The sequence below is a fragment of the Paenibacillus oleatilyticus genome, from assembly GCF_018998565.1.
In the GTDB taxonomy this organism is placed as follows: Bacteria; Bacillota; Bacilli; order Paenibacillales; family NBRC-103111; genus Paenibacillus_G; species Paenibacillus_G oleatilyticus.
Window position 1 is genome coordinate 265,468 of sequence record NZ_JAHNZO010000005.1, and the last position, 22,374, is coordinate 287,841.

The 22,374-nt window shown below is 57.7% G+C and carries 19 protein-coding genes; 6 read left to right on the top strand and 13 right to left on the bottom strand.

Translation table 11 applies throughout. From position 1 onward, the window contains the following. Positions 1-21: 21 nt before the first annotated feature. From KQX66_RS08985 to KQX66_RS08995, 3 genes are all read right to left on the bottom strand, one after another. Complete coding sequence (locus KQX66_RS08985; protein WP_216792121.1) at positions 22-762, bottom strand: hypothetical protein; 741 nt, start codon at positions 760-762, stop codon at positions 22-24. 183 nt (positions 763-945) lie between these two features. After that, positions 946-1,494, bottom strand: a complete 549-nt coding sequence (locus KQX66_RS08990) for a hypothetical protein (RefSeq protein ID WP_216792122.1) — start codon at positions 1,492-1,494, stop codon at positions 946-948. Between the two features lie 104 nt (positions 1,495-1,598). Beyond that, positions 1,599-3,395 (bottom strand): ABC transporter substrate-binding protein, encoded by a 1,797-nt coding sequence (locus KQX66_RS08995; protein WP_216792123.1) that lies wholly within the window; start codon positions 3,393-3,395, stop codon positions 1,599-1,601. A gap of 154 nt (positions 3,396-3,549) precedes the next feature. On the opposite strand from KQX66_RS08995, the gene KQX66_RS09000 reads away from it, so the two are divergent. From KQX66_RS09000 to KQX66_RS09020, 5 genes are all read left to right on the top strand, one after another. Further along, on the top strand, positions 3,550-3,903 hold the full coding sequence (locus tag KQX66_RS09000; protein WP_216792124.1) for a hypothetical protein: 354 nt from the start codon (positions 3,550-3,552) through the stop codon (positions 3,901-3,903). Between the two features lie 24 nt (positions 3,904-3,927). After that, a complete protein-coding gene (locus KQX66_RS09005; RefSeq protein ID WP_216792125.1) occupies positions 3,928-5,475 on the top strand; it encodes a DUF4153 domain-containing protein in 1,548 nt (515 codons plus the stop codon). A gap of 78 nt (positions 5,476-5,553) precedes the next feature. Then, entirely contained in the window at positions 5,554-8,655 is a 3,102-nt protein-coding gene (locus KQX66_RS09010; protein ID WP_216792126.1) for an ATP-binding protein, read from the top strand. A 125-nt stretch (positions 8,656-8,780) separates the two neighbouring features. Next, positions 8,781-9,278 (top strand): stalk domain-containing protein, encoded by a 498-nt coding sequence (locus KQX66_RS09015; RefSeq protein ID WP_308647201.1) that lies wholly within the window; start codon positions 8,781-8,783, stop codon positions 9,276-9,278. A 158-nt stretch (positions 9,279-9,436) separates the two neighbouring features. After that, positions 9,437-10,636: a DUF418 domain-containing protein gene (locus tag KQX66_RS09020; RefSeq protein ID WP_216792127.1), complete on the top strand. Its 1,200-nt coding sequence runs from the start codon at positions 9,437-9,439 to the stop codon at positions 10,634-10,636. 18 nt (positions 10,637-10,654) lie between these two features. Here KQX66_RS09020 and KQX66_RS09025 read toward each other — a convergent pair whose 3' ends face one another. From KQX66_RS09025 to KQX66_RS09050, 6 genes are all read right to left on the bottom strand, one after another. Beyond that, positions 10,655-12,097, bottom strand: a complete 1,443-nt coding sequence (locus tag KQX66_RS09025; protein WP_216792128.1) for a sensor histidine kinase — start codon at positions 12,095-12,097, stop codon at positions 10,655-10,657. Beyond that, the gene (locus KQX66_RS09030; protein ID WP_216792129.1) at positions 12,094-12,783 is read right to left on the bottom strand and encodes a response regulator transcription factor; all 690 of its coding nucleotides are present in this window, start codon (positions 12,781-12,783) and stop codon (positions 12,094-12,096) included. Before KQX66_RS09030 ends, KQX66_RS09025 begins: the two co-directional genes overlap by 4 nt. A 34-nt stretch (positions 12,784-12,817) precedes the next feature. After that, positions 12,818-14,728 carry a squalene--hopene cyclase gene (gene shc / locus KQX66_RS09035; RefSeq protein ID WP_216792163.1) on the bottom strand — a complete coding sequence of 637 codons (1,911 nt, stop codon included), beginning with the start codon at positions 14,726-14,728 and terminating at the stop codon, positions 12,818-12,820. Positions 14,729-14,835: 107 nt separating this feature from the next. Then, positions 14,836-15,594: an HAD family hydrolase gene (locus KQX66_RS09040; protein ID WP_216792130.1), complete on the bottom strand. Its 759-nt coding sequence runs from the start codon at positions 15,592-15,594 to the stop codon at positions 14,836-14,838. A gap of 243 nt (positions 15,595-15,837) precedes the next feature. After that, positions 15,838-16,239 (bottom strand): bactofilin family protein, encoded by a 402-nt coding sequence (locus KQX66_RS09045; RefSeq protein ID WP_216792164.1) that lies wholly within the window; start codon positions 16,237-16,239, stop codon positions 15,838-15,840. Further along, positions 16,239-17,249 (bottom strand): M23 family metallopeptidase, encoded by a 1,011-nt coding sequence (locus KQX66_RS09050; protein WP_216792131.1) that lies wholly within the window; start codon positions 17,247-17,249, stop codon positions 16,239-16,241. Before KQX66_RS09050 ends, KQX66_RS09045 begins: the two co-directional genes overlap by 1 nt. Positions 17,250-17,375: 126 nt before the next feature. Here KQX66_RS09050 and KQX66_RS09055 point away from each other — a divergent pair, with 126 nt between their 5' ends. After that, entirely contained in the window at positions 17,376-17,759 is a 384-nt protein-coding gene (locus tag KQX66_RS09055) for a hypothetical protein (RefSeq protein WP_216792132.1), read from the top strand. Here the strand turns inward: KQX66_RS09055 and KQX66_RS09060 are convergent. From KQX66_RS09060 to KQX66_RS09075, 4 genes are read right to left on the bottom strand one after another with little or no spacing between them, the layout of a single operon-like run. Further along, positions 17,754-19,184 (bottom strand): GerAB/ArcD/ProY family transporter, encoded by a 1,431-nt coding sequence (locus KQX66_RS09060; RefSeq protein WP_216792133.1) that lies wholly within the window; start codon positions 19,182-19,184, stop codon positions 17,754-17,756. The two genes, KQX66_RS09055 and KQX66_RS09060, sit on opposite strands and share 6 nt — an antisense overlap. Positions 19,185-19,214: 30 nt before the next feature. Then, positions 19,215-19,448, bottom strand: coding sequence for a hypothetical protein (locus KQX66_RS09065; protein ID WP_036693716.1), 234 nt, complete (start codon positions 19,446-19,448; stop codon positions 19,215-19,217). After that, positions 19,445-20,626, bottom strand: a complete 1,182-nt coding sequence (locus KQX66_RS09070; RefSeq protein WP_216792134.1) for a Ger(x)C family spore germination protein — start codon at positions 20,624-20,626, stop codon at positions 19,445-19,447. Before KQX66_RS09070 ends, KQX66_RS09065 begins: the two co-directional genes overlap by 4 nt. Further along, positions 20,623-22,251 (bottom strand): spore germination protein, encoded by a 1,629-nt coding sequence (locus KQX66_RS09075; RefSeq protein ID WP_216792135.1) that lies wholly within the window; start codon positions 22,249-22,251, stop codon positions 20,623-20,625. Before KQX66_RS09075 ends, KQX66_RS09070 begins: the two co-directional genes overlap by 4 nt. Between the last annotated feature and the right edge of the window lie 123 nt (positions 22,252-22,374).

The window sequence follows — 22,374 nt, forward strand, 5'->3', positions numbered from 1 at the left end:
GCGCTGGAAGCTGCAGAGCCCTCACGACTGCGGCATCCGCGGCGTTAAGAACCGGCCGATTTCCTCTGGCAGCACCTCCGTGTCCGACGGATGGAAATAGTAGTTGTTGTCGTCGCGGAACAAGCTCTGCATATACGCGACCGGCTCGCCGGTTTGCAACACGATGCGGTACTCTTTCGGGTCTCCGCCGGTCATAGCCGGCTGGTAGTTTTCTTTCTTTTGCCCGTGTCCGAGCAGCTCCATGAACAGCCCGGTATCGGCTCTTTCGAGCGAACGGAACCGCTGCCAGGCAGCCGCTTGCTTGGAGTAGACATACACGTCGATTCGGGTTACCCGCTCGGCCGGAAGGTCCTTGTAGCTCCAGGTATGGGCAAGCTTGCCATCCGCGTTTCTTGCGCTGTACAGCTTGTAGCCGCCCACTTCGTTGTCCGCCTTGGCGGCAATCAGCGAGCGGTCCGGGTACCCCTTCACGGCATAAAGGCGCGTACCTTCCTGCAAAAATGCCGCATCCCCGTCCTTCGTCGCATAGCTCGGGTTGGTGACGGCTCCCTCGACCCTGAACTTCACGGTGCCGACGACCTCATCTGTCACTGTATCCGGGGAGGCGGCCACGGCTTCATAAACCCCGTTATATTCCTTTCCGTTCAGCTTGACGAAATCCACCCAATCGATAACGGCATTTCCCGTCTTCCCCGGGTCCGTTTTGGCATTGCAGGCAGGCAGTACGAGCAGCAGCAGGCAGAGCAGCAAACGCCAAACCATCGTAGTCACTTCCTTTCGCCCGGTTAACCGGGCAGGGTGTGTGTAACGTCATGGACGCAAGTCATCGTTCGAAAGTTGCACAGCGGCAAGAGCGAAGACGTCCCCTTACGAAAACCTTACCCGGCTGCGACAACAATAAAACCGGCCGGTACCTCGGAAGGAAGGCGCCGGCCGGCTAGTCGTTTAGTGGCGGTGGGAGGTGGAACGCTTTTTCCCCTTCCGGCAGCGCTGCTTGCCTCGGGCCTCGGTCCGGGTGGTACAAACGTGCTGCGCACGGTAAGGAACCGAGAGGGCGGTGTTCGCCTGAGGAAGGAAGCGGATCGAACCGGCGATGCGGGGAGCGTCTTGATTGACCATTCGCTTAAGCAAGCGGATCGCCGCCCCATACCTTTTGTAATCGTAGTCGTTTGTCTTCGGATCGTAAAAGGCTTCCGGAAGCTCCTCCGGCGTCATATAGGCGAACACGCGGCCGCCATGCTCCGCAAGGAAGACGAGCGGCGAATCTCCGTAGCCTTCGCGGTTCCATTCCTGAGGCGTCATGTGGAACACCAGAATGGCCAGCGCGTCGTCATACACTTTGCCTTTGTACCTGAATCGGAAATGCAGCTCGTACTCCGTATCGCTGTTCTGTCTCCGCCGGTCGATGACCGCATACGTCCTCCACCACGCCGGGAAACGGAGGGTAAATCCGTATCTCGCGTTGCGATACACGAAATGGCTCGGTTTGTTCACGTCGCTCGGGTCCCCTTTCGAACCAAAGGTTGTGATACTACTGTATTCGCAGAAGCCCCGGATTATAATCCCGCATCGTCAAAGCCCCGGATCGCGCTCGCCGGTCACGGCTTAAACCAGATGTTTTTGAACTGCACCCAATCCAGCGCATCCAGCGAAATCCCCTTGACGGACTCGTGGTAGATCGTTTTCAGCCGTTTGAAATATAAAAAGTGAAGCACCTGCTTGGCGGTCAAATGCGCTTCAATCGCCTGCAGCAGCGCCGAACGGCGGCCGGACGACGGCTCGCGCAGCGCCTCCTCGATCCGTGCGGAGACCTGGGCTTTGACCGCGGGCTCCAAATGCCGCTGCATGCTTTTGTACAAATCGATGAGCCGGAGCTCCGCATCGTTGTCGAGCATGATAGAGAACAGCAGCAGATCGGCATGCAGCCGCTGCTCGCTCTTGAACTCCTCCACGGACAGCAGCTTGAGCTCCACGGCAAAGCCGGCTTCCTGCAGCAGCGCCTGCACATGCAGCGCATCCCGCTCATAGTGCGTGATCGTGCACAGCGTCAGCCGCTGGCCGTCATAGGCGGAGCGCTTGAGCAGCGTGCGGATGCGGGCGGTCTCGTGGGCAAGCGGCTCCGCTTCCGGCGCCGTGCTTCCGTGCCCGTGGCCGATGAAGCTGTCGGCCGTATAGATGGCGTCGCCGCCGATCCGCTCAAGCAGCTTGCGGCGGTTCAAGGCGGCGCATACCGTGCCCCGCAGCGCAGGGTCGCTGAGCGGCCCCTGCTTCAGCAGGTTGAAGGTCAGGAACCGGCACGTGGCTCCCGGCTGCTGCACTTGCTGCCACGTTTCCGAAGCTTCGTCGGGCAGACGATAGTTGTGGATAATCTGAAAGCTTTCCAGCGTCCGCTCGCTGTCCTGCACCTGCATGTCGGGAATATGCCACAGCTCCACGCGGTCAAGGTGGGCCCGCCCTTGAAAATAAGCGGGGAAAGCGTCGAGCACGCACATGGACGCATCCAAGTGCGTCAGCTTGAACGGGCCGGTGCCGACGGGAGCGAGCGCAAACCGGTCTCCCAGCTCCTCGCACAACTCGGCCGGGACGATGGAGGCGCGGTTCGTGCCGACATACTGAAGCAGCAGCTCGCAAGGCTCGGACAGCCGGATGTTGATCGTGATCGGGTCCACTGCTTCCACACTTTCAATTTGCCGGTGCACCCAGCCGTACAGCGCGCCGGTTGCCAGCCGCTTGAGCCTCTCGAACGTGTACTTGACGTCGTCCGCGGTCAATTCGCGGCCGTGGTGGAACTGGATGCCTTTACGCAAATGGAACGTCCAGACCGTCCGCTCCTCGTTCACCTCCCACGCGTGAGCGATATGCGGCTCGATCGTTTGGGTCAGCCGGTTGTAGCGCACAAGCGGATCGAACAGTTGGTGCACGAGGTGCGCTTCCGTCCGAAAATTGGTCGTGGCGGGGTCGAGCGACAGCAGCGACTGGGTGAGCGGGAACCGCAGCGTATCGAAGCGCTTGCTGCCCTGCATCTCGCTGCTGTAGCCGAAATAGCCGGTCAGCCAGCGGTGAAAGCTGTCCCTTAGCGAGCCTTCGGACGAAGAGACGTTCAGCTGCTCCAGCGCGCCCCGCAAATCTTTGCGCTCGACGAGGTCTTGCGCGATCGAAAGTATGAGATCCTCGGCAGGTTTGTAGAACGTCAGGGCGGACTTTTGGCCGCGCCCGCGCTTCGGCAGCCAATCGAGCCAGGCTTCGCTTTGCATTTTTTTGAGCAGCAGCACGACATTGCGGTGCGTGCAGCCGAGAACGGCCGCCAGCTCGTCGAGATGGACGAGGTGCGGCTGCTGCTCGGCGATATGCGGGTACTGTTCGCGAAGGCGGATATAGTGGTTTGCCAGCTTCATAGAGCAACCTCCGGGGTTTCTGATAAAATATGAAATTTACATTTCAAAATTTACTCTTTTTATTCGTGTTTTTCAAGTTACAATTAACGTGGATGGGCAATTCGACAAAATTATAACGAAATGGAAAATAGTTCAATAACGAGGAGGAATACGGATGTACTGTCCTTCATGGTCCGATCAAGAGCAAATTCGAGGGGTAAAGCGGCTTCCGCTTACGGTCGCCTGGGGCGACCAATTGCTGTCGGAGGCTGAGGCGGCCGTGAACGCGGCGCATACCGACGAGGAATTGCGGAGGGCGGTTTTCGCGCTGGCCCGGCTCGCCTACGGGCGTATTCACGGCAAGGACCTGCTCGACCTGCTGCAAGTCGACGACGAAGACATTTTACGAGACCTCGTGGGGAATATCGATCCTATAAACCAAGCAAGTCCTTACGAATTGCGGCAGTGGGCTAACCGGTGGAGCCGGCAAATCCGGCAAAGCAAGCACGAGGCTGCCCTGCTGCAATAAGCTTAGAGGAGGCTCAGGAAGCTCATGAAGACGGAATCCGTTCCGGTCCGGAATGAAGGAAAGCTGCTGCTTGCCGCACTTGGCTGCGCAGTCGTCCATCACTATTTATTTTATGGAAAAACGTGGGGCGTCTCGTTTCCGCTGTTCGTGATATTATTTTACGTTTATTATTACTGGGCTGTCCGGGAGAAGCGGGAGCTTCGGCTGGAGCCGTCCATGGTGCTGGCCGTGCCCGTGCTCTTGCTGTCCTTTACTTATGTGGCGCATTCGAACCTGCTTCTGCTCGTTTTTAACGCTTTGGCGGTGCCGCTGCTGATTGTCGCGCACACGTCGTGGCATATGGCGGAGGAGCGGCCGAAGACACCGTTCATCCTCCACTTGCTCGATCAGGTGTTCGTGCAAACGCTCAGGTACGTGCCTCAGCCGGTCGTCGTCACTTTTCGAGCCTTATCGTTCAAAATGAAAGCAGGCCGCTCCCAAGAGCTGATGAAGGTGCTGATCGGTCTGATCGTTTCAATCCCGCTGCTGCTCGCGGTCGTCGCCTTGCTGGCCTCCGCCGATTCCGTGTTCGACCGCACGCTGGCCCGGCTTCCCGAGCTCGCAGGCGATCTGGAACTCGGCTTGATGCTATTTCGCGCCTTATGGATTGCCTGCATCGCGACGGGGCTGTTCGCTTACGTGCGGGGCTTGCTTCAACCGAAGCGTTGGCCGCCCCGGGCCGCGGAGGAAGATTTCGCCGCCGGCTCGGAGCCTCCGGAAACCACTCCGGCAGCGACTCCGGCGACCGTTCCGGGGGCAGGCGTCGCGCCATCGGCGGTGCCGCGTATCGATGCGACCGTCGCAGCCACCGTCCTGGTTGTGCTGAACGCCGTGTACCTGCTGTTCGCCTTCGTGCAGTTTTCGTACTTCTTCGGAGGCGGTGCCGCCGAGCTGCCGGAAGGCATTACTTACGCATCCTATGCGCGAAAAGGCTTTGCCGAGCTGGTTGTCGTCACGCTGATCAATTTGACCGTTCTGATGATCATGTTGTACGGAGTGAAGCGTCCGGGTCCCGCCGCCTGGCGGTGTCTGCGCGCGCTGCTCGGGGTGCTCGTCGGCTGCACCGGCATTATGCTGAGCTCCGCCTACTTGCGCCTCTCGATGTACGAGGAGGCCTACGGCTATACCGTGGCCCGGCTGCTCGTGCACGCGTTCATGCTCTTTCTGCTTGTGCTGTTCGTACTGGCTCTCGTCAAGCTGTGGCGGGAGCGGCTGCCGCTGCTTCGCTGCTATGCGGCCGTCACCGTGACAGCGTATGTCATCGTCAATTACTTTGGCATCGATGCGGCGGTAACGCGGGGCAACATTCAGCGCTACGAGGCGACAGGCCGGCTTGACGCCGCCTATTTGGGCAGCCTGGGCTACGAGGTCGTGCCGCTGCTGCTGGAGCTGAAACGGAAGCATCCGGACGCCGAAGGGGTAGACGACGCGCTTCAGAGCTTCCGAAGCCGCATCGAGAGCGGGAAGCCTTCCTCGTGGACGGAATTCAACTGGTCCGAATGGAAAGCTGCGAAAGCGTTGGAAGGAGCATAGGTCTCTGGCCCCGGAGGCGTCGAAATTTATTGGACCGGGTAAAAGGAAAGCGGGAAACTGTGTCGAAATTTACACTTTATGACGCAGATAACCAACAAAAACGCCCTCAAAGTGAGTGCCGTTATTTTATTGTTCCTGTCCGTTCTCTTTGGTCTTCGCTGGCTTTGGTTTCTGGCCTATGGCTCTCCGGAGCATCCCCGCGCGGTTCAAGGCGTGCTGGATCTGCGGGGCTGGAATCTAGAGCATTCCCGCGCCCTGATGCTGGACGGCGAGTGGGAATTTTACCCCGGTGCCTTCCTTTCCCATGAAGACCTGAGGAGTCCGTCCGCGGGCCGTCCGAATGTCGTCCAAGTCCCCGGGGACTGGAGCAAAGACATGCCGGAAGGCTCGGATTCGTCGTTCGGCTACGGGACGTACCGGCTTCGCATCCTGGTCGATCAGCCGTTAAGCCAGCCTTACGGCTTCTGGATTCAGGAGATCATGGCTTCGTCCGTTATCGAAATTAACGGCCGGATTGTAGCCGAATTTGGCCGGCCTGCGGAGAACGCGGAGGCGTACGAACCGAGAAAAGTATCCTATACCGCAACGTATGAACAGGGCGATGTGAAAGAAATCGAACTGCTTGTACGTACAGCCAATTATGAAAGCCCGGTGAACGGAGGTATTCTAAAGCCGATTCGTTTCGGCTCACAGGCAGCCATTGACTACGAACGCTGGTATTCCGTCGGGTTTCAGCTCGTGACCTTCATCGTGCTGCTGCTGCACGGCTTGTACGCCATCATCTTGTATTTGTTCAACCCGCGGCATAGGGTGCTCCTTATCTTTTTCCTGCTGCTTGCGGTCGCGGGCATTTCTGTCGTTTCCGATAACGACAACCTGCTGATGATCTGGCTGCCGCTTAATTTCGCTTGGGGTTTGAAAATCAGGCTGCTATCCTACTTGTGGCTGCCCTTCTTCATGGTGCTTCTGGCCAGAAACTTTGACGGCCATGCCTCCGGTACCCGATGGTTTCGCGCTTATGGCGCCTTGTTGGGGCTCTACTCGGTATTTGTGCTTGCCGCCTCCCCGCCGCTCATTTACGAATCGATGTACGTTAAAGTGTTTTCTTTGCTTTATTTGGCTCCCGTAGTCTGGTTTTTGTATTTGCTCGGCCGCAAGGTGGCCAGAAACGATCAAGACGCCTTGTTCCTGCTGTTCGCCGCGATGAGCATCGGATCCAGCATCGCCTGGGGATATACCGCAGCGGTGAGTGTCTACTATCCTGTCGACATTATCGCAGCCATTATTTGCTTCTCGGCTTACTGGTTCAAGCGGTTTTTCCGCAATGCCGAGGAGAACGCCAGGCTGAACGAGCAGCTGCGGACGTCCGACAAGCTGAAGGACCAGTTCCTTGCGAATACGTCGCATGAGCTGAGAACGCCGCTGCACGGCATTTTGAATATCGCCCGGACCGTGGCGGCGAAAGAGAAGCATGCCATGGACCGCGCCAGCTTCGAGAACATGGAGCTGCTGATCACGATCAGCCGCCGGATGTCGCAGCTGCTCGACGACTTGCTCGACGTAGCGCAGCTTCAGGATAAACGCATCGTGCTGCAGAAGGAGACTCTGCACATTCAAGCCGTCGCCTCCGGCGTCGCCGGAATGCTGCGGTTTATTACCGATTCCAAGCCCGTTCAGCTCAAAATTGAGATTGCGGATACGGTGCCGCCGGTATGGGCGGATGAAAAAAGACTTGTGCAAATTTTGTTCAACCTGGTACATAACGCCTTGAAATACACCGACGAAGGAACGGTGGTCATTTCCGCCGAAATGAGCGGAGAGCAGGTAGTCGTTCGGGTCTCCGACAGCGGCATCGGCATGGATGAAGAGACACAGGCACGCATCTTTTTGCCTTATGAGCAAGGGCCTCACGGAAAAAGCGGCAGCGGGGGCATCGGCCTTGGCCTAAGCATCTGCAAGCAGCTGGTGGAGTTGCACGGCGGCGAGCTGAAGGTCCGCTCCGAACCGGGCCGTGGCTCCGTCTTCAGCTTCGGGCTTCCGGTAGCCGTTGAAACGGGCCTCTCGCCGGAGCACGTCCCGCAAGTGCTGACTGCCGAAGAGAAGAAAGCGGGGAGCGAGCTAGGCCTCTCCAAGGACCTAAGCCGCGTGTGGCCTGACTTGCCGTCCGCAGCGCCTTCCTTTGCCGGGGACAAAATGAACATTCTCGCGGTCGATGACGATCCGGTCAACCTGAAGGTGCTTGTCGGCATTCTCGCTACGGAGCCATACCATGTCAGGACCGTTTCGTCGGGCCGGGAGGCGCTGGAATTGCTCGACGCGGAGCCTTGGGATCTGCTGATCGTCGACGTCATGATGCCCCATATGTCCGGCTACGAGCTGACACGGCAGGTGAGGGCGCATTTCTCCATTTCGGAGCTGCCGGTGCTGCTGCTGACCGCCCGGAGCCAGCCAGCGGACATTTACACCGGATTTTTGTCCGGGGCCAACGATTACGTGACCAAGCCGGTCGACGCGCTCGAGCTGAAATACCGCATCTGGTCGTTGACCACGTTGAAGCAATCCGTCAACGAACGGCTGCGCATGGAGGCAGCTTATTTGCAGGCGCAGATCCATCCCCATTTTCTGTTCAACACGCTGAACTCGATTATGGTGCTGAGCGACATCGATACGAACAAGATGCGCGATTTAATCGACGCCTTTGCGTCGTATTTGCGGATCAGCTTCGATTTTCTGAATTCAGGCAAGCTGGTGGAGCTTACCCATGAGCTGGAGCTGATTCAAGCCTTCCTGTATATCGAGCAGGAGCGGTTTGGCGACCGGTTAACCGTCGTGTGGGAGGTTGGGCCCGAGATCGATCTGACGCTTCCTCCGCTGACGATCCAGCCTTTGGTCGAGAACGCGCTCAAGCACGGCCTTCTTCGGCAAGGGAAAGGGGGGACGGTAGTGATCCGGATTGTCCGCCGCGAGGGCTCCGTGCTTATTGAAGTCAAGGATAACGGCATCGGGATGGAGCAAGCATGGGCCGATCAGCTGCTGAATTTGACGGCGAAAAGCAAAGACGGGATCGGACTGTCCAATACGAACCGGCGGTTGAAGCAGCGGTACGGGAAAGGCCTATCCATCCAAAGCAGGCCCGGCGAAGGCACGACGGTGTCATTCGAGATCCCGGACAAGAAGTGACAAAAGCCCTAAAATAGACAAATAGTCTCTTTTTCCCAGCCCTATTTTTTGAGAAAATGGAGATTGGAAAATAGTAGATCAAGTCGGTACAGCTGAACGACGAGCAGGGCAATGCCATCCTGCCGATTACCTATGAAGGCAACACGTACCTGCCGGTACGGGCCGTAGCCGGAGCTTTGAATGTAGCCGTCGATTACGACAAGGAGACGAGCACCGTTCTGCTCGGTGAAAAAACCGAGGGCGTGGCGATCAAAACGCAGAAGTTCTCCGATGCGGACTACTCCAAGGATAAAAAGCATACGACCTATGCGAACAAAGATTATCAGGAAGTCCTGTACGATGTGCGGGATGCCCTCCGTTCGGGTTCCTTCATGCTGTTCCCGGATAAAAAGTATCAAAAGCTGGTTTTGCAGATCGGCGCGGTCGGCGCGGATATCCCGAAGATCAAGATCGAGGACGGCCAAACCAAAGCGCTGCTGAAAGAAGAATCGGTTGCCGTAAAAGACGGCATGAAAACGATCGAAGTCGATATCAGCGGGGTAAAAGAACTGTTCATTTACTTCGAAAAGCTGCAATCGGATGCCGGCTATGTCGTTCCGTTAACGACGTCGTATTATAAATAAGGCTTGTTCTTTTCCCGAAACCCCGGGTCGCTATGGCGATTCGGGTTTTTTGCATGCTTATCGCCGTCCGGCTTTATAAATTTCTTAGAATTGGCCGCTATGATAAGGGAGTGCCGGAGATCCGGCAGAATGATCGGATTGACGAAAGGAGCCTTATCATGAAACCAACTTCAGCCAACGAACGAATCGTTCTCCTCGATATCGTCCGGGGGATCGCCATTCTCGGCATCCTGTTGGTCAATATGACCTTTTACAGCAGCTCGCTGCAGGCGATTCAAATGCAGATCGAGCAGTGGCCCGGGATCTGGGACCAGGCGGTGAAGATGCTGGAAAGAATTTTTGTCGACGGAAAATTTATGGCCATGTTTTCCTTCCTGTTCGGGTACGGGATGATGCTGTTTAAGGAACGGGCGGAGCAGAAAGGGAACCGCTTCGGACGGCTGTACGCCAGAAGGCTGCTTGCGCTTTTAGTCTTCGGGCTGATCCACGGAATCCTGATCTGGTTCGGGGACATTCTGGTGCATTACGCGCTGCTCGGATTTATTTTGCTCTTGTTCCATAAACGCCGGCCAAGGACGCTGCTGATCTGGGCTATCGGCCTCCTGCTGCTAATTCCGGCCGTCTTGGTTGCGACGGGAGCGCCGGCCACCCCCAAGCTCTCGCCGGAAATGATCGCACGCGCACAAAAAATGATCGCACACGATCAACTGGTCTACGGCAGCGGCACGTTTGCCGAAATCGGCAAGCAGCGGTTCGGCGACTGGGTCATGAGCTTTTTTAACCAGATTGCGTTTTATCCGCAGATTCTCGGCCTGTTCCTGCTCGGCGCTTATTTTGCCAAACGCCGCGTGTTTCACGACATTCCGGCTCATGCCGGTTTGCTGCGCAGGCTGTGCTGGTGGGCGGGCGGCTTCGGACTGATTACGAATATCGCGGCTGTCCTGCTACCGGATCAAGCCGCCTTCGCCGGGGCGAAAAACTTGTTTGTCTTGCTCGGGGTGCTGCTGGGTTCGCCGCTGCTCAGCTTAGGCTACATCGCTTTGGTCGCTTTATGGTTCAAGCGGTCTTCGCAGCATAGCCCGTTGTCGCTCTTCGCTCCGGTCGGCCGGATGGCGTTTACCAATTATATCCTGCAGTCGGTCGTTTGTACGCTGCTGTTTTACGGGTACGGGCTGGGTTGGTATGGGAAGGTCGGACCCGCATTAGGCTTGCTGCTGGCATTGGCCGTGTTTGGGGCACAGATGGTGTGGAGCCGCTTATGGTTCAAGCGGTTCTCGATCGGACCGCTCGAATGGCTCTGGAGAGGATTCACGTATTGGAACAATCCTTCCGCTTCGACAACAAAATCCGCAGGATAACGAAAAGAGATGGTCCCGCTAGGCGGAGGCCATCTCTTTTAGCGTGACGCATATCCGTGCGCCGCCTTCCGGGCGGTTAAACGCGGCGGCATGACCGCCATGCTTCTCCGCCAGCTTCTTCACAATATACAGTCCGAGTCCCGCGTGGCCTTTTTCTTCAGAGCGGGACGGGTCCCCTTGGTAAAATTGCTCGAACAGATGCGCGAGGTCGTTCGCGCTGAAGCCCCGTCCCGTATCCTGCACCTCGAAGTGCAGCCGCCCGTCCCGATAGCCGACCCGCCAACGGATTTCGCCGCCCTCTGGAGTAAAGCGGAGACTGTTGGCCATCAGGTTGTCCATGATTTGCTCCAGCCGGAGGAAATCGATGCGCAGCGGTTGAGCGGGCAGCAAGCCGTCGGTGTCCAGGAGCAAGGCAACTTGCTTGCTCTCGCACAGCAGCTTGTAGTCATCGCGTTTACGCTCGAAGAACGGAAGGGGCTCGAAGACGACGGGAGATAACGTGAAATCCGGACGTTCGATATCCGATATCGTCGTCAGCTCGTCCAGCAGGCGGGCCGCCCGTTCCGTATTTCCCTGGATCGTCCGCAAATAGCGGGGGAGCCGGTCCGGGCGCTGTGCCGCCCCTTCCAGCAGATTGTCCACGTGCCCCTGAATGATCGTCAGCGGCGTGCGCAGGTCGTGCGTGATCGCGGCCACCATGTCGCGGCGCTGCTGCTCCATCTTCCATTGGGCCGTGAGCGAGTCGTGCAGCGCGCGCCGCATCTCCTCGAAAGCGGAGGCCAATTCGGCCAATTCCTTGGAGCCGCCGACATCCGCCAACGTAAAATCCAGATCGCCCTGCTGAATCCGGCGGGCTCCGTCGGTCAGCCGGCTGACCGGAGGCTTCAGGCGGGTTCCGAGCCTTCGGGCAAACAGAAACGTGAACAGCATAATAAAGACGAACGGAGCGGCCAAATTGGTAACGATGAGCAAAAACGTAGCCATCGGCTGGTCCGCGTTGCTTGTGACCAGACTTAAATCGTAGCGGAGCACGAACACGCCGGCGAGCCCGCCTTGAGCATCCGTTACGGGATAGTACAGCACGATCTTCCCGTTGACGCGTTCGTTCGTGTTCAGCTTCGACACCAGCTCTTCCTTGGAAGAAATGTAGCTTTTATCCATCGTGCCGTACAGGAATTTGCCCTGGGCATCAAGGACCTGATACTGAATGCCGGCCACTGGGATACGCTCCTCCAGAGCGGTCCGGGCGGCGGGCGTCAAGAGCGCTTCCTTTTGCCCGAGAGCGTAGCCGGTAATTTCGGGAAGTTGCTTTTCGTAATAGTTTGCCGGGCGAACGGCCTTGTCGTTTGTGAAAATATAATAAGTGCTTGCACCCCAGAAGGCGATGGAGCAGACGAAGCTCAGGAGCAGCACGAGCAGAAAAGCGACCCCGAATTGGCTGCGGAACGTCAGCTTGCTCATGATGCGCCGGCTCCCATTTTATAGCCGACTCCCCAGACCGTGGCGATATACTCCGTATGCGGGTCCGCCTCCGCCAGCTTGGACCGGATCTTCTTGATGTGTTCGGTCACCGTGGCCGAGTCGCCTTCCGCTTCAAGGCCCCAAACCTTCTCGTAGATGCGTTCCCTCGACAGCACCTGATTCGGATGCATCATCAGCAGCTGCACGATCTCGAATTCCCGGGCGGTTAAAGGAATCGACCGGTTCCGGTAATGAAGCTGGTAGGTGTCCAAATCCAGCATCAGCTCGCCGAAGTGCAGGATCGACCGGCTCGCCCGTGTCTCGCTGCGGCGCTCCCGGCGCAAATGAGCCTGCACGCGCGCTTTCAATTCCTTGATGCTGAACGGCTTCACCAAATAATCGTCTCCGCCGACCATCAGCCCTTGAATGCGGTCCGTTTCGCTTCCGCGCGCGCTCAAAAACAAAATCGGGCATGTCACGAGCGGGCGTATGGAGCGGCATACTTCCCAGCCGTCAAGCCCCGGCATCATCACGTCGAGAATGATCAGATCGGGCTGTTCCTTCAACAGCGCGAATACTTCCTCGCCCCCCGAAGCGGTCAGCACGGCGTAGCCTTCGTCCGTCAAAGCGTCCTCCATGAACGTCAGAATGTCCCGTTCGTCGTCTGCGATTAGGATTTTTTCCATGATTGCTGTCTCCTGTTCGTTAGCTTTCGTACGGTCAGGGCCCGTATTTGTTCCTGTAATGCGTCAGCGCCAGCAGCGGCCAGATCAGGTTGTAGCTGTGGTAGCGCACGTAAAAATCGCCGGGCAGCGCCGCACCGGTAGGATACTTGGCCGGCCAAGAGGCGTCCCCGGCCTCCAGCATGTCCGCCAGCGCACGTACCGCCCGGTTGATGGCGTCGGTTGGCGCCGGATGTACAGCGATTAGCGCATCGAGCGCCCAGGCGGTCTGCGAGGGCGTGCTGGCGCCCAGCGGGATGTAGATTTTGGCCCTGTCGCTGCGGCACGATTCGCCGAAGCCGCCGTCCGGGTTTTGGATGCCGATGAGCCACCTCACCGCATGCTGCAGCTCCGGTTGATCCGGCGGAACCCCGGCGGCCGCGAGCCCGGTCACGGCGGCCCATGTGCCGTAAATGTAACAGATGCCCCAACGGCCGTACCAGGAGCCGTTCCGCTCCTGACGGTCGAGCAGCCACCGGACGGCGCGCCGGATGAACGGTTGCTCTTGGCGGAGTCCCGCCCAAGTGCCCAAATATTCCAGCGCGCGCCCGGTCAGATCCGCGGCTGAAGCGTTAATCGCCGCCTCCGCACCGTCGACGGGAAGGGCGGCGAGCAGCGGGGAATTTTTGTTTCGCTCGAAAGCCGGCCAGCCGCCGTCGTCGTTCTGCAGCGACAGCACCCAATAGAGGCCGCGGCTTCTTGCTTCGCCATACCCGGCCTCGGGCCGTCCGGGACTTCGGCGCAGCGCCCGCAGCACGGCAGTCGTATCGTCCACGTCCGGCACGATCGTGTTGACGTCGGAGAAGCCCCAGCCGCCGGGAACGGGGTTCTCGACATCGGTGCTCCAATCGCCAAGCTTCGTGTGCTGGCGCGAGAGGAGGTAGGCGTCCGCCCGTCGGATCGCCGGGTGCGAGGCCGGCAGCCCCGCTTCCTGCAGGGCATGGCTAAGGAGCGCCGTATCCCAGACGGTGGAAGGCGAGTTTTGGATGTGCAGCTGCCCTTCGGGTTCGCAGGCGAGCGAGATCAGGCCTTGCACCGCACGGGTGATGACGGGATGCCGCTCGTCGTACCCGAGCGCCAGCAGCGCATACACCATCAGGAACGTACAGGACGCATAGCTGTACAGCGTCCCGTTCGGCTCGATCCGCTCAAGCATATAGCGCTCGGCATGCCGAAGCGCCAGCCGGCGGAGCTCCTGCGGCAGGTAAGGCAGCTTATGCAGAGCGCGTTGAATGTCGTTCCACCAGCCGGAGAGGCGCCGGTCTTCCCCGATATCCCTTCCCTCGGCATGCGCCGACCAGCGCTCGCGGGCAGGGAGCAGCTCGGACAAGTCGGGCGTCCCCGCCGTTTTGACCGTGAACTGCCGGACGCCCAATATCGCAACGGGCGCCAGATGCATGCGCGCGTAATTGGAGAAGCGGTAAAAGCTCAGCGGGAACGACCGGGGAAGCAGCAGCAATTCAGGCGGAAAGGGGAACGGCCGCGGCCAAGGATATTGGCCGATGACAGCCAGCATCGCCTTGGTCAACAAGCCGCTGACGTTCCGCAGGCCGCCCTTGGACAAAATAAACCGTCTCGCCCGCGTCATCGCCTCGTCGGAAGCAGGAAGACCGGCATACCGCAGCGCCGCATAAGCCTCAACCGTCGCCGACAAATGCCCGTCCCCGTCGTCGTAAAACCATTTCCACGCGCCGTTCGCTTCCTGCTTCGCTAAAATCCGGTTTGCTAAACGTCGTACAAGGTTTTCGTCCTTTACGTTTAACGAGCTTAACAACAGAATTAGGTACGCGTCCGTCAAGATCCCGTTTTCAAAGCAAAAACGCCACGTCCCGTCCTGCGATTGCCGCGTCAGCAGCATCTGCATCAAACGATCGGTGGCGGTTTCGACGATCCGGTGGAGGCTGCTCATGCTCATCACCCTTTCCCCAACATTGTATGGGGACACCCGGCAAATCATGCGCGGGCTTGTGAGAGCGGGACGAGTGTGCGGGCCTCCGGCCCGTTATTCGGCGGCGGTCAGGAGCCCGCGGCGATTTTCGCAGCCGTATAGTCGCGAATCGTTTCGGGGATGTACCGCAAGGAAGACAGTGTGAAATAAGCACCCGCAGGCTCAACGTCCACTTCGACCTGATTGTAGGACCACTCCAGCTCCGCAGGCATGAAAATGGCGTGAATGCCCGCTTTGAGCGCCGGGATAATATCGGTGCGAAGCGAGTTGCCGATCATCCAGGTGTTGTTCCGGTCGAAGCCGTTCGCGCGGATGAGTCCGTCGAGGTATTCGGCGTTTTTATGGCGCGTGACATAGATCCGCTTGCCGAAGAACCGTTCCAGCCCTGCTTCTTTCACCTTGCGCATCTGCACCGTCGGGTCCCCTCCGGTGTACAAATGAAGCATGTGACCGTCCTCTTGCAGCATGCGGAGCGTCTCTTCCATATAAGGATACGGCTCGATGCTGTGACCGTAGACGGAGGCGCCGAGCTCGATCAGCCGTTTGACTTCCGCCTCATTTTTGGACCGGCCGGTCAAATCGGTGTAATATTCGTACGTATCGACGAACGATTGGGGGAAGTGGTCCGGTGCAAAGCCGCTGACCAGCACCCGCTCCAAATCGATTTCCGATTGTTTTTTCTTGATTTCCCCGATGGACAGGTGGTAGCCGTGAAACCACGCTTCCATTTGGTCCGCGAATTGGTCGATCACCATATCGAAAAATTTGTTGCAATACAGAAGCGTATCGTCCATATCAAACAGTATCGTCTGCTGCACTTTGGTCATATCGATTTCTCCTACTCTTTCTAGGCTTTTTGTTGCAAAAAAGATGCCCTCGAGCCGGCTGCGTCCGGCCTGCGAGCAAAAAAGGGCTCGCCTTCACTCAGACACGTTTTTCACGAATCCTTTGATTGTATTGAAGTGGATGGGATTCGTGAAAAAAACTCGCGGCGATCCCTTTTTTGCTCTTCGGCCAAAATAGCCTGAACGAAGGTAATCAACCTCAACAACAAAAAGCTTTTCTCTTCATTATAGCACGGCTATGACAAGGGACGCATCCTCCTGCGGCGTTTGGCCCATCTCGCTCTGGCCTTGGAACACGGCCCCGGGCTCGATAATTAGCGTAGCGGCGCGGACGGTGCCGACCAAGCGGCCCGTCGGGGTGATGCGGACGATACCCTCCGCCTCGACGCGTCCGTCCAGCCTTCCGGCGATGACCACGTCGCGGGCGCGCAGATCGGTGGAGCGAACGATCCCCTTCGCTCCGACTGTCACCTCACCTGCGGCTTGAAGCACGCCTTGAAATTCGCCTTCGATGTGCACGTCGGCTTCCGAGCGGAACGCTCCTTCGAGGACGCTTCCCTCGCCGATCAGCGAGACGGAGCGTCCGGAACGCGAAGACCGGCTTCGCCAACCGTTGATTCGAAACATCACTTGTTCCTCTCCTTTTTTCGGTTATCGCTTGGCATATAGGGGGCAGGATCGGTGCTTTTGCCGCTAAGCAGCACCTCGTAGTGAAGGTGGGGGCCGGTGCTTCGGCCGGTTGTACCCAATTGACCGATCGCCTGTCCTTTATCGACCTTATCGCCCTGGCTCACCTGTGTGCTGTTCAGATGCATGTACCACGTTCGCAGCCCTTTATCGTGCTCGATAATGACGTTGTGCCCATGCAGCTTGTCATAGGCGACCGAGTGGACGATTCCGCTTGCAACCGCATAGACCGGATCGCCCAGCTTACCCGCAATGTCAATGCCGCGATGGAAGCTGAGCTTTTTCGTAAACGGGTCTTTGCGGTAGCCGTAAGGGGAGGTAACGACTTTGGATAACGTAGGCCATATATCGGGCGTGCGCTGCCGCCGCTCCTGCTTCTCCTGAAGACGGAGCTTCGTTTGGCCGAGCCGGGAGGTAAGCTCCTTCATCTCGGCGTGCAGTGCCGTGTAACGGGCTCCCGTCGCTGCGGCGAGCTCGTGCGTCTGCCCCTCGGTTACGGGGAACGCTTCGCCCCCCATCCCCCCTGCGCCGGCAGAAACGGCAGTGGATGCCGATTGTCCGTCGGCTTTCCGGCGCTCGACGCTGCCGGGAGCCAGCTTGTGCAAATCCTGCTCGAGCCGCTTCATCCGCTCCATTTGGCTCCGCACTTCCGAGGCTTGCTTCGAAAGCGCATAAATATCGTTTTGCAGCCGTTCGATGGCTGCGTTTTTCCGGTGTATATCTTGCTCCAGCTGCGCTGTCCGCCCTTTCATCTCCACCGATTTCAGCGAAACGGAAACGGTGGAATGCAGGCTGCGAATCGCGAGAATGCAGGTCGTCCCCAACAGCAGCAGCATAAAAGAGGCTGCGCAGCATAGGGCGGCGCGGGACAGCTTGAGGCGAACCACGCTTCCGTTTGCCCCGGGAATGATGACGAACGTCAGCTTGCTTTGAAACCATGTGAACTTCATGACGGCTCCTTTCGGTGGATCTTCCTCGGTCCGAGGCGGTTATTCGGCGAGGCCGGTCAAGAAATGCCCTCCTTTCACATACATATATCTAATAGTAAAAGTATTGTGTATGATGGAGGGATTCGCTTGTCATTTTTACAAACAACCCGCATGGACCTGCTCGAACGTCTGACGCTCCATTTGAAGCGGGATATCGCTCTGCAGGCCGAAGGCTTCGATAGCGGAGCCGGCGTGCTGAATGAGGTCGGCAAACGGTTTATCCGGATGGGTCAGCATTACTTCGTGCCCGCCTCGATGCAAGAAATCATCCTCTTCGATATCCGGAAGAAGGGAACCGGCCCCCGCGTAAACGTCCGGACAGCGTCTGCCGACGGCCCGTTCGAGGCGGTCCTGGTCCGCACCGGGGCCGATTTTGTCGAGCTTCGCGTAAACCGTGCCGGAGAAGAGGAGGAACTGGTCATCTTGATCCCCCTGAGCAGGATCGTCGGGATCGAGCGGGCCAAGTCATGACGGCTGCGCCGAGTTCGGGCTGCTCCTCGCTGCGAGGTCCTTGGCTTTCCGCATTTCCATATGCGTGACGAACAGCAATAACGCCAGGACGAGGGCATAGCCGAAGCCGGCCAGCTTGCCGATGAGCGCATAGTCCCGGCTGAAGATAAGGCCCGCGCCGACAAAAACAAATCCGAGGACGAGCAGCACATTGCCGGCCCGCAGCCACGTACGGCCTGATATGGCGCCCAGACGCGCGCCGAACTGTTTCCCCGGGTGGCGATTTCTCCCTTTGGACATCCCGTCCCGGCCGTGTCCCTGCTTGTTCCCCGGAGAGCCGTCCGCATGAGACTCAGGATTCCGTTTCGGGAATCTTCTCATGCGCAGCAGCAACGCCGCCAGCATCGCCGGCTGATAGCCGAGCACAAGCACGGGCGAGCTGTAATTGCCGAAGCTGAATACCTCCGGCGTGCTCGTGAAAGCGAGAAGCGTGGTCAGCAGCAAAAACAGGCTGACCGGGGAATTGATAAGCGTGTAGTCCCTTTGCCGGATCAGGCTGGTGATCCCGATCAGGAAGGCGAGATAGATGAAGATGATCTTGTCGACGATAATCGGGAACCAGACGCTCAGAATAAACAAATCCATCCGGTCCAAAAAGTCTGTAATTTGAATGTGCTGCACCAAGCTGTAATCCGGGTAAATCAGGTTGCCGGGAATGTTTGGCCCGAGGACGGCTACCTCCATAAGGAGGAGAAGCGACAGCAGCGCCGTAGCCAGCAGTGAACCGTGCCGAAGGGCGGAGTGAATCTGTCTGGAATTCCAGATCATATGCAAAAACGCCCCCACAATGATGATATCCCCGTACCAGCCGATACTGAGAAGGCCTGCGTATCCGAGCTGCTTAGGCGGAGTCGTCAGGATCGGCTGCAGTAAACGGAAGCTCATTTCGTTGGACAACAGGAACGGCAGCATTAACATGAGCGCGAAGAAAACGGGAAAAAACAAGTCGTTGACCCGGGAAATCACTTCTGCGCTGGTTCGGCCGTAAAACATAAGCATGACGACGAGGAGCAGAACGAGCATTTCCTCGGGGGTGTTCGGGAGAAGAAGCGTGCCGATGAATTTGCCCAACATCCGCAGATCGCGCACCAGGATGAACCATAGATGGATCAACAGCACCATGTTCGCGAGCATGCCGAACCAGCGGCCGAACAAAATGAAGTTGATCTCGAAAAGATGCTTTCCCGGAAGCCGCATACTGAGCTGTGTAAACACGTATGCGATGAAAAGGATATAAACGGTGGGCAGCAAATAGACGAACCAGGTATCCATATGCATGATCCGGATCAGATCATGCTGGATGCTAAGCAGCCCGCCGCCGATCAGCAGCGATCCGACCTGCCAGGCGAGCTGTCTTTGGTTAATGACTTGCGTGTTGACAGGCATGTGTTCACCCGCTTTCCTCCATCGCATCGTTTATTGAGGATGGATAATTGAGAAGACCCACGGCGATACCCGTTCGATGAAAAAACGTGTCGGCATCGGGGGCTGATAGCCCGATGCCACGCAGAGAAAGAGACCCAGTGTCACAAGCGTAATGAATGTGTACAGCCGTGCCGTTGCCTTCGGCTGCCTCGCCCAATGCTTCAAGTTCAAAAATAAATGAAATGCCATCAGCACCATAAACCATACGAGAAACTGGGAGTTCATCGGGGACGCTCCGCTTTCGTTACGTTTTCGTAGATCAGGCCTGTTTCCGTAAGCACGCTTTTCACCTGTATGCGAAATTCGGCATCCTTCATCCCGGCCGGCCAGCGCGATGCGTACTTCTTCTCCCAGAGCCCCGGATGCTCCCGCCACAAGTACGATCCGAATTGTGCGGAATCGGTGCGGTTGCCGATCATTTTGCGGATCGCTTTCCGCATCGCTTGTTCAATGTAACGGTTCATCGCTTCCTCCACTTTCTGGACCTTGCCGGTTTGGCTGAGGTCGTACATGCCCAAGACTTCGGTTGCTTTGGCCTTGGCTTCCGTGCGGATGTCAAACCGGAGCTTCCCTCGTGACGTATGGGCCCGAATCTGGCATTTCGAATCGAAGATGCTCAGCGTAATCGTATACCGGTCTTCAATTTTTACGGTAGCGATTGCTTGTACAGGCATGTCTTTCAGCCAGGCAAGCCCGCTTGCCTCCGCATTCTCAAATACGCCGGTCATTTTGTCTTCGCGAAATTGCGCATAGCCGAGGAACTCGATCTCCTTCGACTTCTTCGTGTTTTTGGAGTCTTTCTCCGATTCCTTCACGCCCATGTAGACCGTTACGGCATCGCTGCCGGGACTGCTGAGCGAGAGGGCGATTTGCTTCATGTTGATCGGGATGACGTTCCGGGCCTTCACAAGCTCCCGGATCGCTTCCGACGGGAAACGCTCGAACTGCGGCGTTGCTTGCAGCAGCTTGTAAGCTTTTCCTTTGGTGACGACCATATAAATCGTCATCCGGCTTTCCGGAGAACGGGGCGTCGTATCGAAGAGGTTCCGGATTCCTCGTTTGGCAAAGTCCTCTCCGATCAACAAGGTTCTGCGGTGTGCGAAAAACATGCGGCGGGACATCCGCCGCTGCAGCCGGGCCTGCGCCTCCCGAAACGTGGTGCCGACTTCGGAGTCGATGTAGTAGCTTTTCGTTCCGGCCGTTCCGCCTCCGCCTCCGGAGGCACCGCCCATATTGCCGGGGAGCGGCAGCAGCACGCTGTACCGGATCTTGCCGTCTTGCTCCACATCCACCGCGGTCGTCAAAATAAAGGCAGTGTCGTTGATTTCCACCCGGTCCCAGCACCCGGTCAGGCAGAGCAGGGAGAGCAGAACAAGGGATAGGCGGGTCCGGCGCGATCTCATTCTACAGGCTCCTTTCCTTCCTCTATCGTATGGTCGATGGTTTTGCCCCGCTGGCCGGATTGCTCCGTTATTTCCTTCGGCAGCGTATCGTCTAACCTCTTGCTATCCTGCAGGGGCATAAAGGAAGGACGTTTTCCCATCGCCCACCAAGGCGAGCGGAAGAGAATATCCTTCAGGTCGCCGGAAGATAGCGGTCCGATCGGCGATAAGTAAGGAATGCCGAAGGAGCGGAGATTGGCCAGATGCCCCATGATCAGCATGATCATAACCAAGATGCCGTACATCCCGAACAGTGAAGCGGCGATCAGGATCGGAAAACGCAGCATTCGTATCGCGATCGCTCCGTTAAACCGCGGGATCGTGAACGAGGCAATCCCGGTAAGCGATACGACGATCACCATCGGCGCCGATACGATGCCTGCCTGCACCGCCGACTGTCCGACAACGAGTGCGCCCAGAATACTGACCGCCGATCCGATCGCTTTAGGCAGCCGGATGCCCGCTTCCCTCAGCGCCTCGAAGGTCACTTCCATGATCAGCGCTTCGACGACGGCCGGGAACGGGATCGCTTCCCGGGCGGCGGCGACCGACAGCAGCAGAGACGTAGGGAGCAGGTCCTGATGGTAGGTTGTAATAGCGACGTATAAGGCCGGCGTCAGCAAGGACAGGATCATGAACGTATACCGAAGCCACCGGATCAGTGTAGCAATCTGGTACCGCTCGTAGTAATCCTCGCTGGCCTGCATAATTTCGGCGAAGACGAACGGCACGATCAGCGTAAACGGCGTCCCGTCTACAAGTATACCGACCCGTCCCTGCAGCAGGGCGGCCGCGACGACATCCGGGCGTTCGGTATATTGAAGCTGCGGGAAGGGCGAATACGTCGAATCTTGTATGAGCTCTTCGATATAGCCTGTTTCCAGTACGGCGTCGATGTTTATTTTTTCGAGACGTTTGACAACTTCATGAACGATGCTCGGGTCCGCCAGATCGTCTAGGTAAGTGACGAGGACATTAGTGTTGCTTTCCCGGCCGAGGATCATCGGCTTCATTTTTAAATGCGGCGTTTTCAGCTTGCGGCGGATCATGGACGTGTTGGTCCGGATATTTTCCACGAAGCCCTCGCGGGGGCCGCGTACGACCGACTCGGTATCGGGTTCGTTGATGGATCTTTTTTCCGCTCCCCTCATGCCGAGCAGCAGTGCCTTGTTGTTATGCTCGACAATCAGCCCCGTGTCGCCGCCGAGTACGGAAAGCAGCATATCCGCATAATTGTCCGCCTTCTGAATCTGGGAGACGGGCAGCGTCATATCGGAGATGTTGTCGATCAGCTCCTCTCCGCCTTCCAGAATCATCAGCGACTTCATCGTATCGTTCACCAGCTCCGTCTTGGCCATGCCGTCGACAAAAAACAAAATCGCCGGCAAGCTTTGCTCGATGCGGAACTCGCGAATGACGAAATCGGAGCAGTCCTTGAACAGTTCCTCCAAATAGCTTTTGTTGTCTTCGATGCTCATAAAGACAGGGACGGAGCGCAGCTCGTCGATAAAACGGTATTCCGCTTTCCGCAGCGGGTGTTCCGGGGCGTCCTGTCCTTTTTTCTTGCGGTTTTTCGGGTGGATCATGGCACTCCTTCCTGCCCGCGGCATCTTATCCAAGCATTGCCGGAGCATGTCTTGTATATTTTCCACCATTTGCGAAATTTTATGACAAATCGTCGGGTTCCTGTGCCATAATGAGGAATAGGC

Coding starts and splice junctions, on each gene's coding strand:
- KQX66_RS09020 (WP_216792127.1), top strand. CDS start 9,437: ATGAAACCAACTTCAGCCAACGAACGAATCGTTCTCCTCGATATCGTC.
- KQX66_RS09005 (WP_216792125.1), top strand. CDS start 3,928: ATGAAGACGGAATCCGTTCCGGTCCGGAATGAAGGAAAGCTGCTGCTT.
- KQX66_RS09025 (WP_216792128.1), bottom strand. CDS start 12,097: ATGAGCAAGCTGACGTTCCGCAGCCAATTCGGGGTCGCTTTTCTGCTC.
- KQX66_RS08985 (WP_216792121.1), bottom strand. CDS start 762: ATGGTTTGGCGTTTGCTGCTCTGCCTGCTGCTGCTCGTACTGCCTGCC.
- KQX66_RS09010 (WP_216792126.1), top strand. CDS start 5,554: ATGACGCAGATAACCAACAAAAACGCCCTCAAAGTGAGTGCCGTTATT.
- KQX66_RS09040 (WP_216792130.1), bottom strand. CDS start 15,594: ATGACCAAAGTGCAGCAGACGATACTGTTTGATATGGACGATACGCTT.
- shc (WP_216792163.1), bottom strand. CDS start 14,728: ATGAGCAGCCTCCACCGGATCGTCGAAACCGCCACCGATCGTTTGATG.
- KQX66_RS09070 (WP_216792134.1), bottom strand. CDS start 20,626: ATGAGATCGCGCCGGACCCGCCTATCCCTTGTTCTGCTCTCCCTGCTC.
- KQX66_RS09050 (WP_216792131.1), bottom strand. CDS start 17,249: ATGAAGTTCACATGGTTTCAAAGCAAGCTGACGTTCGTCATCATTCCC.
- KQX66_RS08995 (WP_216792123.1), bottom strand. CDS start 3,395: ATGAAGCTGGCAAACCACTATATCCGCCTTCGCGAACAGTACCCGCAT.
- KQX66_RS09045 (WP_216792164.1), bottom strand. CDS start 16,239: ATGTTTCGAATCAACGGTTGGCGAAGCCGGTCTTCGCGTTCCGGACGC.
- KQX66_RS09000 (WP_216792124.1), top strand. CDS start 3,550: ATGTACTGTCCTTCATGGTCCGATCAAGAGCAAATTCGAGGGGTAAAG.
- KQX66_RS09060 (WP_216792133.1), bottom strand. CDS start 19,184: ATGCCTGTCAACACGCAAGTCATTAACCAAAGACAGCTCGCCTGGCAG.
- KQX66_RS09065 (WP_036693716.1), bottom strand. CDS start 19,448: ATGAACTCCCAGTTTCTCGTATGGTTTATGGTGCTGATGGCATTTCAT.
- KQX66_RS09030 (WP_216792129.1), bottom strand. CDS start 12,783: ATGGAAAAAATCCTAATCGCAGACGACGAACGGGACATTCTGACGTTC.
- KQX66_RS09075 (WP_216792135.1), bottom strand. CDS start 22,251: ATGATCCACCCGAAAAACCGCAAGAAAAAAGGACAGGACGCCCCGGAA.